This is a genomic window from Phycicoccus duodecadis, from assembly GCF_002846495.1.
Taxonomy (GTDB): Bacteria; Actinomycetota; Actinomycetes; order Actinomycetales; family Dermatophilaceae; genus Phycicoccus; species Phycicoccus duodecadis.
The window spans coordinates 2,330,959-2,343,650 of the sequence record NZ_PJNE01000001.1 but is presented as its reverse complement, the minus strand read 5'-3'; the positions used below and the strand labels follow the sequence as shown (position 1 = coordinate 2,343,650).

The window sequence follows — 12,692 nt, the reverse complement described above, 5'->3', positions numbered from 1 at the left end:
GCCGGGAGCATCCGAGAGGACGCCGGCGCCCACCCTCGGGTCCCCCGGTCCTCACCCGGCTCGCAACGACAGCAGCACCTCGTCGAGCATCGCGGGCGTGAGCCTCTTGGTGAAGGTGTTGTGCGGGCTCACGTGGTAGCAGCCGACCAGCCGGATGCCGCGCCCGTCGGGGGTCGTCAGGACCACCTCGGCGGCGTGCCCGAAGCGCGGCTTGGGGCGCGGCACGTCCCACCCGGCGGAGGTCGCCGCGGCCAGGGCGGCGTCCCAGCCGATGGCGCCCAGGCACAGCACTGCCCGCAGCCGCGGGGTCGCGAGCTCGAGGTCGCGCACCAGCCAGGAGCGGCAGGTCTCCTTCTCGGTGGGCGTGGGCTCGTTCTTGGGGGGCGCGCAGCGGACGGCCGCGACGATGCGCATGCCCGTCAGCACCTGGCCGTCCCCGGCCGCCACCGACGTCGGGAGCGCCGCGAACCCGGTGCGGTGCAGCCCGGCCCACAGGAAGTCACCTGAGGAGTCGCCGGTGAACATCCGGCCGGTGCGGTTGGTGCCGTTGGCCGCCGGGGCCAGGCCGACGAGCAGGACCTCGGCGTCGGGGTCGCCGAACGACGGCCCCGGGCGCCCCCAGTACGGCTGGTCGGCGAAGGACGCGCGGCGGCCGGTGGTCGCCACGTCCTCGCGCCAGCGCACCAGGCGGGGGCAGGCGCGGCACACGGAGACCCGCGCCTGGAGCTCCGCGACGTCGGGGGCCGTCGCCGCGAGCCTCCGCACCCGGGCTGCGGTGGTGGCGACTGGCGTGTCGGGGCCGGCCGGGTCGCCGGGCCAGCCGGCGCCCGGCGGCACGGGGGAGGGCAGGAGCGCGCCGGTCACCGGATGGGGGTCGAGTCGCTCCATCCCGCGACTGTAGGCGGGCGGGCGACCGGCGTGGCGCGGTTGCCCCACGTCCGCCGCGTCGCGACGATGGCCCCATGGCACGGGTGACGGTCGTCGGCGGCGGGGTCGTCGGGCTGACCTCGGCCCTGCGCCTGGCCGAGAGCGGGCACCGGGTGCGGTGCGTGCGCGACATCCCCGCACCGGCCACCGTGTCTGCCGTGGCGGGCGGCCTGTGGTTCCCGTACCACGTGCAGCCGCGCGACCGCGTCGTCGGCTGGGGGCTGACGTCGCTGCATCGCTTCCAGGCCCTGGCCGACGACCCGGCCACCGGCGTGGCCGTGCGTGAGGGCCTGCTCGTCGAGCGCGCGGGGCCCGACCGCTGGTGGGTCGAAGGGGTCGAGGGATGGCGTGAGGCGACGGCCGATGAGCTGCCGCCCGGCGCGACGTCCGGCGTGGTGGCCGGCCTGCCCCTCGTCGCGATGCCCACCTACCTGCCGTGGCTCGAGCAGCAGTGCCTCGCCGCCGGCGTCGAGCTCGCCACCGGTCGTGTCGGAGACCTCGACGAGCTCGAGGACGACCTGGTCGTTCTCGCCACCGGCCTGCGCACTCCCGAGCTCCTGCCCGACGTGCTGGTCACCCCCTCTCGCGGGCAGGTGGCCCTGCTGGCCAACCCGGGCATCGAGCGATGGTTCGTCGACGGCGACGCTCCCGACGGCGTCACGTACGTCCTGCCGCACGCCCACCGGGTGGTCTGCGGCGGCACCGACGTGCCCGGCAGCGACCTCGAGCCGGATGCCGCGGTGCACGCCGCGATCGTCGCCCGCTGCCGCGCCGCGGTGCCCGCGCTGCGCGACGCCGAGGTGCTGGGCTCACGCGTGGGCCTGCGCCCGGTCGCGCCCGCGGTCGACCTGCGGGTCCACACCGTGCACGGGCGCCCCGTCGTCACCAACGTCGGGCACGGTGGCGCCGGGGTCACCCTGTCGTGGGGATGCGCCGACGAGGTCGTCGGGCTGGTGGCCGACCTGGCCTGAGGACGCCCGGCCTCAGCCCTCGCGGGGCGGCCGCGAGCGCGCCGACTTCAGCTCGCCGCGGCGCTTCTTCGCCGCGAGGCGCCGCTCCTTCGACCCGCGCGTGGGCCGCGTCGGTCGCCGCGCCGGCGGAGGAGGGGCCAGCGCCTCGCGGAGGAGGTCGGCCATCCGCTCGCGCGCCGCCACCCGGTTGCGGCGCTGCTGACGGTGCTCGGACGCAGCCACCACCAAGCGGCCGTCGACGAGCCGGCCCTCCAGCCGGGCCAGCAGCCGCTCCCGCCGCGCGGCACCGAGGGACGCCAGCGCGACCGACGCGTCCACGTCGAGCTCGAGCTCGACCCGGCTGTCGGCGGTGTTGACGCCCTGGCCTCCCGGCCCGGACGAGCGTGAGAACCGCTCGACGAGCTCGGCGGCGGGCACCGTCAGCCCCTGGGGCACACCGGGGCCCGGCGGCACGACGAGGTCCATCAGGGCTTCCCGGTGTCGTCCTCGGGCTCGGGCGGGGCCTCGACACCCTCGGCCTCGTCGCGTTCGGCCCACTCCAGCAGCGGGCGGATGTCGAAGACGGCGTCGTCGATGTCGGCGTGCAGGTCGCCCAGGCGCGCGTACCGCTCGGGCATCGTGGCGATGGTGAAGTCGTCGGGCTCGGCGTCGTCGACCTCGGCCCAGGTGATGGGGGCGGAGACGGTGCCGATGTCGTTGCCGCGCACCGAGTAGGCCGCCGCGATGGTGTGGTCCCGCGCGTTCTGGTTGTAGTCGACGAACACCGCCGCCGGGTCGCGGTCCTTGCGCCACCAGGTGGTCGTGACGTCGTCGGGGATGCGGCGCTCGACCTCGCGCGCGAAGGCCAGCGCGGCCCGCCGCACGTCGCCGAACCCGTGCTCGGGGGCGATGCGCACGTAGACGTGCAGCCCGTGCCCCCCGCTGGTCTTCGGCCAGCCGACCGCACCGAGCTCGTCGAGCACCTCGTGGGCGACGTGGGCGGCCCGGCGCACCCGCGAGAACGGGGCCTCGGGCATCGGGTCGAGGTCGATGCGCCACTCGTCGGGCTTCTCGGTGTCGGCCCGGCGGCTGTTCCAGGGGTGGAACTCGACCGTGCTCATCTGGCAGGCCCACGCCACGTCGGCCAGCCGGGTCACGCAGAGCTCGTCGGCGTACAGCCCGTAGCGCGGGAAGTGCAGCCGCACCGTCTCGACCCAGGGCGGTGCGCCCCGGGGGAGGCGCTTCTGGTGCACCTTGTTCCCGGCGACACCGTCAGGGAAGCGGTGCAGCATGCAGGGCCGCTCACGAAGGGCGCCCACGATGCCGTCACCCACCGACAGGTAGTAGTTGACCAGGTCCAGCTTGGTCTCGCCCCGGGCCGGGAAGTACACCCGCTCAGGACTGCTCACCCGCACGTCGAAGCCGCCGACGTCGAGCACGACCGGCTCCCCGAACTCACCCTTGCGCGAGGCCATGGCCCCACCGTAGGGCTCAGCGCGTGGAGAGGGCGCCCGAGATCGCCACGAAGGCGACGACCACCACGACCAGCCCCAGCAGGCTGAAGCGCTGCCACGGCGTGGGGGCCGGCAGCACGGCCCCCTGGGCGGCGGCCATCGCCTGGTCGTCGGTGAGGTCCCGGTAGCCGGTCGTGCCGTCGGGCTGCACGCGGGCCAGCACGTACCGCGTCCCCCAGGTGGCGGTGAAGACGAAGAACAGGCTGAAGTAGCGGAAGGTCGCGATCAGCGCCTCCACGTCCGACAACCGCTGCTGGCGGGACTTGCGTCCCCAACCCCAGATGAGCATGTGATCCCCCTCGGATCCGGTCGGCGACCTGCCGAGCCGCGCGGACGTTACCAGTGCCTCGGTGGCCGCGCCCGGGCTTGGGGAAAATCTCACCGCGGGATGCCGTCGAAGGTTCGACAAAGTATCGACATGTGGGCGCTCCCGGCTTACGTTCCTTGCACCGACCGGAACCACCAGTCCTGCCGACACGAGGAGCACCCGACATGAGCCGTCCTCACAGCCACCGCCCGTTCGTCCGTTCGCAGAACCCCGACCAGTCCCGCGACTCCGCCCGCGCCTGGGCGCGCTCGGCCGCCACCGTGGCCGTGGCCGGCCTCGCCGTGGCCGCCTTCTCCGCCCCGGCCCAGGCCGCCCCGGACACCGCCTGCCAGCGCGCCGGCCTCGCGACCCTCAAGAGCGCCGGGCTCCTGCCGACCGTCGCCAAGAACGGCGTCAGTGTGGCCACCGCCGTCTCGCTCGGCGTCACGCCGCGCAACGGCCTCCCCGACGGCGTCACCCTCGACACCGTCATCCCGTTCTCGACCCTGCTCGCCGACCACCGGGCCGGCTCCGACAGCATCTTCGTCTACCCCTGGTGCTCCTGAGCACCCACGGCCGGGCCCGCCCCGGCGCCGCCTGACCCTGCCGACGGCCGGGCCCCCCGGGGCCCGGCCGTCGTCTCATTCCCGACCCCGCCGTAAGATTTTCGGCGCCGAACGCGCGAAACCCTGGACGCGCGGCGCGAAGACGTTCTATTGTCCGTACAGGCCCTCCGCCGGCCGCACGACCGCATCCCCCTGCAGCGGTCGCCCGGCCGCGGAGGGCCCGCCCGTTCCCGGCGACGTCGGCCCCGGGACGTAGGGTGGACGGTGAGATGAGCACCCTCTTCGACGGCCTCGACTTCGGGGTCAACGCCGCCACCCCGCCGGCCGACCCCGCGACCCACGCGAGCGCCCAGGCGGCGCTGGTCAACGCCGCCGGCGTCCCCACCTGGGCCGAGGCGGCCGCCGCGGGCCGCGGGCCCGACGGGGGGCCGGTCGGGCCGCGCGCCCTCGACGCCGACGCCCTGCTCGACGGGCTCAACCCGCAGCAGCGCGAGGCCGTCCTGCACGCGGGCCCCCCGCTGCTCATCGTGGCGGGGGCCGGCTCGGGCAAGACCCGCGTGCTGACGCACCGCATCGCCCACCTCCTCGCCGACCGCGGCGTGCAGCCGGGCCAGGTGCTCGCCATCACCTTCACCAACAAGGCCGCCGCCGAGATGCGCGAGCGGGTCGCGTCGCTCGTGGGTCCGCGGGCCAAGGCCATGTGGGTCATGACGTTCCACAGCGCGTGCGTGCGCATCCTGCGGCGCGAGGCCGACAAGGTGGGGATGCGCTCCACCTTCTCCATCTACGACGCCGCCGACAGCCAGCGCCTCATGGCGATGGTCCTGCGCGACATGGACCTCGACCCCAAGCGCTACAACCCCCGCGCGTTCGGCCACCAGGTCTCCAACCTCAAGAACGAGCTGGTCGACGAGGAGACCTTCGCCAGCCGCGTGGCCCAGGAGGGCACCCACCAGGAGCAGGTGCTGGCCGAGGCCTACACCGCCTACCAGCGGCGGCTGCGCCAGGCCAACGCGATGGACTTCGACGACCTCATCATGACCACGGTCCACATGTTCCAGGCCTTCCCCGAGGTCGCCGAGCACTACCGGCGGCGCTTCCGGCACGTGATGGTCGACGAGTACCAGGACACCAACCACGCCCAGTACCAGCTGGTCAAGGAGCTCGTGGGGGCCGAGGCGACCCGGGCCGAGCACGGCGTGGAGCCCAGCGAGCTCGTGGTGGTGGGCGACGCCGACCAGTCGATCTACGCGTTCCGGGGCGCGACCATCCGCAACATCGAGGAGTTCGAGGAGGACTACCCGCAGGCGCGCACCATCCTCCTCGAGCAGAACTACCGCTCGACCCAGACCATCCTGCGGGCCGCCAACGCCGTCATCGCGCGCAACGAGACCCGCCGCAAGAAGAACCTCTGGACCGACAGCGGCGACGGCGCGCCCATCATCGGCTACGTCGCCGACAACGAGCACGACGAGGCGTCGTTCGTGGCGCGCACCATCGACCGCCTCGGCGACGACCACGGCGTACGCCCGGGCGACGTCGCGGTGTTCTACCGCACCAACGCCCAGTCCCGTGCGCTCGAGGAGGTGTTCGTCCGGGTCGGCCTGCCCTACAAGGTCGTCGGCGGCACCCGGTTCTACGAGCGCCGTGAGGTCAAGGACGCCCTGGCGTACCTGCGGGTGCTGTCCAACCCCACCGACACGGTCAACCTGCGCCGCATCCTCAACGTGCCCAAACGCGGTATCGGTGACCGCGCCGAGGCCTGCGTCGCGGCCCTGGCCGAGCGCGAGCGCATCCCGTTCGTGGCGGCCCTCGGGCGCCCGCAGGACGCGCCCGGGATCGCCACCCGCTCGGTCGCGGCCATCACCGGCTTCACCACCATCCTCGAGGACCTGGGCCGCGTCCGCGACGACGAGGATGCCGGGGTCGCCGACCTGCTCGAGGCCATCCTCGACCGCACCGGCTACGTCGCCGAGCTGCGCGAGAGCCGTGACCCGCAGGACGAGACCCGGGTCGAGAACCTCGCCGAGCTCGTGGCCGTGGCCCGCGAGTTCGACGAGGCCCGCCGCGAGACCGGCGAGGTCGTGAGCCTCGAGGACTTCCTCGAGCGGGTGAGCCTGGTCGCCGACGCCGACGAGATCCCCGACAGCGCCGAGGCCGAGGAGCAGGGCGTCGTGACGCTGATGACCCTGCACACCGCCAAGGGGCTGGAGTTCCCGGTGGTCTTCCTCACCGGGATGGAGGACGGCACCTTCCCGCACCTGCGCAGCCTCGGCGACCCCAAGGAGCTCGAGGAGGAGCGCCGGCTCGCCTACGTCGGCATCACCCGGGCGCGCGAGCGCCTGCACCTCTCCCGGGCAGCCGTCCGGTCCGCCTGGGGCGCACCGCAGTACAACCCGCCCTCACGCTTCCTCGACGAGATCCCGGTCGAGCTGCTGTCGTGGGAGCGCGAGCTCTCCGGCGCCGCCGCCGTGGGCCGCCGCGACCAGCGCCCCGCCGTGGCGACCCTCGCGGCGCGACCCGGTGTCCGCTCGCCGGGCAACCGGCCCATCATCGCGCTGAGTCCCGGCGACCGCGTCACGCACGACAGCTACGGGCTCGGCACCGTGGTGCGCACCATGGGCGAGGGCGACCGGACCCAGGCCGAGGTCGACTTCGGCGGCGAGCTCGGGGTCAAGCGCTTCGTGCTGCGCTACGCCCCGCTCGAGAAGCTCTGACCCGCCGGGCCCACGAGCCCCGACAGCCCCCGGACACAGCAGGACCCCGGCCGGAGCCGGGGTCCTGTCGCTGCGGCGCACGGTGGCGCCGGGTCACCAGAGGCCGTGGTTCTTCAGCCAGGGCACCGGGTCGATGGGGGTGTCGGAGGTCGTCGTGCGCTGGAACTCCAGGTGCAGGTGCGAGCCGAACGAGTGGCCGGTGTTGCCCACCGCGCCCACCTGCTGGCCGGCCGAGACCTGCTGTCCGGCCTGCACGTCGATGCGGCTCATGTGGCCGTACCAGCTGATGCTGCCGTCCCAGTACTGGATCTCGACCTTGTTGCCGAAGCTGTCCTCCCAGCCGGCCTTGATGACCGTGCCCTGCGACATCGCGTAGAGAGGGGTGCCGGTGGGGGCGCCGAGGTCCATGCCGTCGTGCCGCTTGCCCCAGCGCCAGCCGAAGCCGGAGGTGATGTTCCAGGTGTGGATGGGGCGCACCCAGGTCTTGGCGCGCTTCTCGGCGGCGGCCTGGGCCTTGGCCTTGGCCTCGGCCTGGCGCACCGCCGCGCGGGCGGCCCGGCGCTGGGCCTCGGCCCGGCCCAGGAGTGCGGCCGACTGCATCGTGGCGTCCTGGCGGCGGGCGGCGATCTCGGTGACGGTGGCCTCGGAGGCGGCCTCCTGGGTCTGCGCGATCTGCGTCTGCTGGCCCGTGAGGGCGAACGCCTGCGGGGTGGCCGACTCGGCCACGCTCGCGCCCGTGGCCGTCACCACCAGCGCGGCGGCGGCGGTCGTCGGCAGGACGAAGCCGGCGCTGAAGGCGCGGGGGAGGCGGACACGGGAACCGGCGCGGTGGCGTCCGGCGTGGCGCCCCTGGTAGGACCGAGAGCTCACAGCAGGAGGTACCTCAGGGGTGTCGCGGGTGATCAGGGGGGGCCCAACGGGCTCGGCCACCGTACCGTGACCATTCCGTGACACAAAGGCGCCCCCGAGGAACGGACCACGGTCCCGCGACCCCGGCCGGGCTGCCTCCGCACCCCCACCCGTGCTGACCTGCGATGTCTAACGAGTGTCGAATCTCGCTGGATTCTGTGAAACTTCTCAGGGGTGACGCGATGCCGGCGCCGGGGGGTCAGTCGCGCCGTGACAACGGTGTCGCACCCCGGCGCGTGGTACCTCCCTGGGCGTCCAGCTGGGCGAGCGCGGCGGAGATCCCGTGCACCACGTCGCCCAGCATCGGCAGGGTCAGGTGGCCCGCTCCGTGGAGGCGTACGTTGCGGGCCCCGAGGTCGCGGTGACGCAGCGCGGCCGAACGCTGCGGGACGATCGCCGCGTCGGCGTCGGACCAGTACGAGATGAAGCGTGTCCGGGTGCCGGGCACCGGGTCGGCGAGCTCGCGCATCAGCCCGCTGCCCGGCCGCATCTGGCGCATCAGGTGGGTGGGCAGGGCGTAGGCCGCCCAGGTGCCCTCGTGCGGCGTGCCGAGGGTGACCAGGGTGTGCACGCGAGCGTCCCCACCCAACCGGGTCACGTAGTACCGCGCGATCAGGCCGCCCAGGCTGTGGCCGATGACGTGCAGGCGCTCGTAGCCGGTCTCCTCGACGATGCGTTCGACCTCCTCGGCGAGGCGCAGGGCGGCGGCACGCACGTCGGTCGAGACGGTCGAGTAGTTCATGGCGAACACCCTCGAGAAGCCGCGTCGGGTCAGGCCGCGACGCAGCAGGATGAAGATCGAGCGGTTGGACACGATGCCGTGCACCAGCAGGATGGGCGTGCCGGCGGCCTCGATGTCGGAGACGAGCAGACCGCGCTGCACCGGCGGCAGGTGCTCGACGCGGTAGGCGGGGGCGTCCGCGCGCCCCGCCCCGATGACCAGGCCGAGCGGCCACGTGGCGACGTGCGCGCCCAGCCACGCGGCCTCCACGGCCGCGCCCGCCAGGACCGCGGGGTCGGCCAGGGCCCGAGCAGCGCGGGCGGTGGCGCGGACCGCGCCGGACAGCCGGACCGCGCCCGGCTGCTGGCGCGGGGCGGGTCCGGGCACGGGGGTGAGGGGCCGCGTCGCCATCGCCCTCTCACTGTAGGGGCGCTCCCGCAACCGGTTCTCAGGACTTCTGCCCGAAAGGTCAAGATCCGACCGCAGCCCGGTAAAGAGTTCCGGAATGTTCGTCAATTCTTCGCAAGAACGGTTGTGGGGGTGTATTTCTCGGGTGGAGGTTTCCCCTCGTGCCCGGACCCGGGCCGTCCACCCACGAAGGAGTGACCTTTCCCGTGAGACGACTCACCACCGGCCTCGCCCTCGGTGCGGCCCTGGCGGCTCTGGTCGCCGGCGTACCCGCCGCGACCGCCGCCGGCAGCGCCACCACCGCTGCCCGCGCCACGACCTCCCCCGGTTCCGACCACGCCGCCCTCGGCCTCAGCGCCGACGAGACGCTGGTGCCACGCTCGACGGTCACCGACCCCGACGGCACCCGGCACGTCCGCTACGACCGGACCTGGCGCGGCCTGCGCGTCGTCGGCGGCGACCTCGTCCTCGACCGCAGCAAGGCCGGAGCCGTGCGCGCCGTCCGCTACAACGCCGGCCGCAAGGCCGTCGGGGCCTCCGACACGACCCCCGCCGTCTCCCGCTCGGTCGCGACCGCGACCGGGGCCCGCCGCTCGGCCGTGGCCACGGGCCGGTCGTCCTCGGGTGAGCTCGTGGTCTGGGCCGGCTCGGGCACCCCGCGGCTCGCCTACGACGTGCTCACCACCGGGGTGAAGGCCGACCAGACCCCCAGCCGCGTGCACACCATCGTCGACGCCGACCGTGGCACCGTCATCACCTCGTGGGACGAGATCGCCGAGGGGACCGGCAGCTCGATGTACTCCGGCACCGTCACCCTCAACAGCCTCCAGAGCGGCAGTACCTGGCTGCTCAAGGACAGCGTGGGCAACTACACGACCGACCTCAACGGGGCGACGTCGGGCACGGGTACCCAGTTCAGCGACGCCGACAACGTGTGGGGCAACGGCACCACCTCGAGCCGCCAGACGGCCGCGGTCGACGCCCAGTACGGCGCCGAGAAGACCTTCGCGTACTACAACAACGTCCTCGGCCGCGCCGGCATCTGGAACAACGGCACCGGCGCCCGCAGCCGCGTCCACTACGGCAACGCCTACAACAACGCGTTCTGGGACGGCACCCAGATGACCTACGGCGACGGCGCGAACAACGCCAAGCCGCTGACGAGCATCGACGTCGCCGCCCACGAGATGAGCCACGGCGTCACCGAGAACACCGCCGGGCTGGCCTACACCGGGGATGCGGGCGGCCTCAACGAGGCGACCTCCGACATCTTCGGCACCGCCGTGGAGTTCTACGCGGGCAGCGCGGCCGACCCCGGGGACTACCTCATCGGCGAGAAGATCGACATCAACGGCAACGGGACCCCGCTGCGCTACATGGACAAGCCCAGCAAGGACGGCGCGTCGAAGGACTGCTGGTCCTCCAGCCTGGGCGGCCTCGACCCGCACTACTCCTCGGGCCCGCTGAACCACTGGTTCTACCTCGCCTCCGAGGGCAGCGGCGCCAAGACCGTCAACGGGGTGTCGTACAACAGCCCGACGTGCAACGGCGCCACCGTCGTCGGCGGTGGCCGCAGCAACATCGAGAAGGTCTGGTACCGGACGCTGTCGACCAAGCTGACGTCGAACAGCACCTACCTCAACGCCCGCGAGGGGGCCATCGCCTCGGCCAAGGAGCTCTTCCCGAGCAACCCGGCGGTGTGCACCGCGGTCGAGAGCGCCTTCTCGGCCATCGCGGTCCCGGCCGGTACGCAGGCCTGCGGCGCTACCACCCCGCCTCCCACCGGCGGCAACCTGCTGCAGAACGCGGGCTTCGAGTCCGGCGCCACGATCTGGTCCGGCACCGCCGGCCCGATCACCGACAACACCGGACGCCCGGCTCGCACGGGGAGCTGGAAGATGTGGCTCGGCGGCAACGGCACCACCGCGACCGAGTCGGAGCAGCAGACGGTGACGATCCCCGCGACCGCCACCTCGGCCGTACTCACCTTCTACGTCCGCATCGACACCGCCGAGAGCGGCAGCACCGCCTACGACACGATGAAGCCGCAGGTCGTGGTGGGCGGGACGACGACGACGCTGGCCACCTACTCGAACGCCAACGCGACCTCGGGCTACGTGCAGAAGAGCTTCGACCTCCTCCGCTACAAGGGCCAGTCCGTCACGGTCAAGTTCCTGATGAAGGAGGACGCGAGCCTCCAGACGTCCTTCGTGGTCGACGACACCGCCCTGACGGTGGGCTGACCGCCCCACGCCGCCAGTGACCGGCTCCGGCCGGCCGGGACGCACCGCGCCCCGGCCGGCCGGCCCTTCCATGCCGCCCATGCCGGCGCGCCGGCGGCTCAGCGCCCGGCGCAGCCCGACCCCGCGGGTGAGATCGGTCCCATCGGGTGGGTGCCGATGACGTCGCGACGTCGCGGCGCCGATACGCTGCCCAATGGACCACCTTCGCCGACAGTGAGGACGGATCGCCTCGTGGATCTCTTCGAGTACCAGGCCCGTGACATGTTCGAGAAGCACGGTGTCCCCGTGCTCGCCGGGGCGGTCGCGACCACCCCCGAGGAGGCCCGCGAGGCCGCCGAGCGGATCGGCACCGCCAGCGGCGGGGTCACCGTCGTCAAGGCGCAGGTCAAGGCCGGGGGCCGTGGCAAGGCCGGGGGCGTCAAAGTCGCCAAGACCGCGGACGAGGCCCAGGAGCACGCCGCCGCCATCCTCGGCATGGACATCAAGGGCCACACCGTCCACCGCGTCATGGTGGCCCAGGGCGCCAAGATCGCCGAGGAGTACTACTTCTCGGTCCTGCTCGACCGCGCCAACCGCACCTACCTTGCGATGTGCAGCAAGGAGGGCGGGGTCGAGATCGAGCAGCTCGCCGTCGAGCGCCCCGAGGCGCTCGCGCGCGTCGCCGTCGACCCCAACACCGGCATCGACGACGCCAAGGCCCGCGAGATCGTCGAGGCCGCCGGCTTCGACGCCGAGACGGCCGCGAAGATCGAGCCCGTCCTCAAGACGCTCTGGGCGGTCTACCGCGACGAGGACGCGACGCTGGTCGAGGTCAACCCGCTGGTCAAGACCGAGGACGGCGACATCGTCGCGCTCGACGGGAAGGTCACCCTCGACGAGAACGCAGGCTTCCGCCACCCCGACCACGAGGCGCTCCAGGACCGGGCCGCGGCCGACCCGCTCGAGGCCGCCGCCAAGGAGAAGGACCTCAACTACGTCAAGCTCGACGGCTCGGTGGGCATCATCGGCAACGGCGCCGGGCTCGTGATGAGCACCCTCGACGTCGTCGCCTACGCCGGTGAGGAGTTCGGCGGCCAGAAGCCCGCCAACTTCCTCGACATCGGCGGCGGCGCCTCGGCCGAGGTGATGGCCAACGGGCTGCACATCATCCTGTCCGACCCCCAGGTCAAGAGCGTGTTCGTCAACGTGTTCGGCGGCATCACCTCCTGCGACGCCGTCGCCAACGGCATCGTCGGGGCCCTCGACGCGCTGGGCGACGAGGAGGACCGCGCGCTGGTCGTGCGGCTCGACGGCAACAACGTCGAGGAGGGCCGCCGCATCCTCGCCGAGCGCGACCACCCGCGCGTCATCATCGAGGCGACGATGGACGGCGCCGCCCGCAAGGCCGCCGAGCTGGCCTCCCAGAACTGACCCCGAGCGCGAAGAGAGAC

The 12,692-nt window shown here is 73.3% G+C and carries 11 protein-coding genes; 5 read left to right on the top strand and 6 right to left on the bottom strand.

Annotated elements, in window-relative coordinates; translation table 11 throughout:
• Positions 1–51 precede the first annotated feature (51 nt).
• A complete protein-coding gene (locus ATL31_RS10965) occupies positions 52–888 on the bottom strand; it encodes a uracil-DNA glycosylase (protein ID WP_101395804.1) in 837 nt (278 codons plus the stop codon).
• A 74-nt stretch (positions 889–962) separates the two neighbouring features.
• Here ATL31_RS10965 and ATL31_RS10960 point away from each other — a divergent pair, with 74 nt between their 5' ends.
• Complete coding sequence (locus tag ATL31_RS10960; protein WP_211284017.1) at positions 963–1,898, top strand: NAD(P)/FAD-dependent oxidoreductase; 936 nt, start codon at positions 963–965, stop codon at positions 1,896–1,898.
• A 12-nt stretch (positions 1,899–1,910) separates the two neighbouring features.
• On the opposite strand, the gene arfB is transcribed toward ATL31_RS10960, so the two are convergent.
• From arfB to ATL31_RS10945, 3 genes are read right to left on the bottom strand one after another with little or no spacing between them, the layout of a single operon-like run.
• On the bottom strand, positions 1,911–2,363 hold the full coding sequence (gene arfB, locus ATL31_RS10955) for an alternative ribosome rescue aminoacyl-tRNA hydrolase ArfB (protein WP_101395803.1): 453 nt from the start codon (positions 2,361–2,363) through the stop codon (positions 1,911–1,913).
• On the bottom strand, positions 2,363–3,352 hold the full coding sequence (gene ligD / locus ATL31_RS10950) for a non-homologous end-joining DNA ligase (RefSeq protein ID WP_101395802.1): 990 nt from the start codon (positions 3,350–3,352) through the stop codon (positions 2,363–2,365). Before ligD ends, arfB begins: the two co-directional genes overlap by 1 nt.
• A gap of 16 nt (positions 3,353–3,368) precedes the next feature.
• Positions 3,369–3,680 (bottom strand): hypothetical protein, encoded by a 312-nt coding sequence (locus tag ATL31_RS10945; RefSeq protein ID WP_101395801.1) that lies wholly within the window; start codon positions 3,678–3,680, stop codon positions 3,369–3,371.
• Positions 3,681–3,883: 203 nt separating this feature from the next.
• Here ATL31_RS10945 and ATL31_RS10940 point away from each other — a divergent pair, with 203 nt between their 5' ends.
• Both ATL31_RS10940 and pcrA read left to right on the top strand, forming a co-directional pair.
• Positions 3,884–4,264: a hypothetical protein gene (locus ATL31_RS10940; RefSeq protein WP_101395800.1), complete on the top strand. Its 381-nt coding sequence runs from the start codon at positions 3,884–3,886 to the stop codon at positions 4,262–4,264.
• A gap of 269 nt (positions 4,265–4,533) precedes the next feature.
• Positions 4,534–6,981 carry a DNA helicase PcrA gene (gene pcrA / locus ATL31_RS10935; protein ID WP_101395799.1) on the top strand — a complete coding sequence of 816 codons (2,448 nt, stop codon included), beginning with the start codon at positions 4,534–4,536 and terminating at the stop codon, positions 6,979–6,981.
• A 93-nt stretch (positions 6,982–7,074) separates the two neighbouring features.
• Here pcrA and ATL31_RS10930 read toward each other — a convergent pair whose 3' ends face one another.
• Positions 7,075–7,851, bottom strand: a complete 777-nt coding sequence (locus ATL31_RS10930; protein WP_101395798.1) for a M23 family metallopeptidase — start codon at positions 7,849–7,851, stop codon at positions 7,075–7,077.
• 238 nt (positions 7,852–8,089) lie between these two features.
• Positions 8,090–9,022 (bottom strand): esterase/lipase family protein, encoded by a 933-nt coding sequence (locus tag ATL31_RS10925; RefSeq protein ID WP_101395797.1) that lies wholly within the window; start codon positions 9,020–9,022, stop codon positions 8,090–8,092.
• Between the two features lie 203 nt (positions 9,023–9,225).
• On the opposite strand from ATL31_RS10925, the gene ATL31_RS10920 reads away from it, so the two are divergent.
• A complete protein-coding gene (locus ATL31_RS10920) occupies positions 9,226–11,262 on the top strand; it encodes a M4 family metallopeptidase (RefSeq protein WP_101395796.1) in 2,037 nt (678 codons plus the stop codon).
• Between the two features lie 231 nt (positions 11,263–11,493).
• Entirely contained in the window at positions 11,494–12,672 is a 1,179-nt protein-coding gene (gene sucC / locus ATL31_RS10915) for an ADP-forming succinate--CoA ligase subunit beta (RefSeq protein ID WP_101395795.1), read from the top strand.
• Positions 12,673–12,692 lie beyond the last annotated feature (20 nt).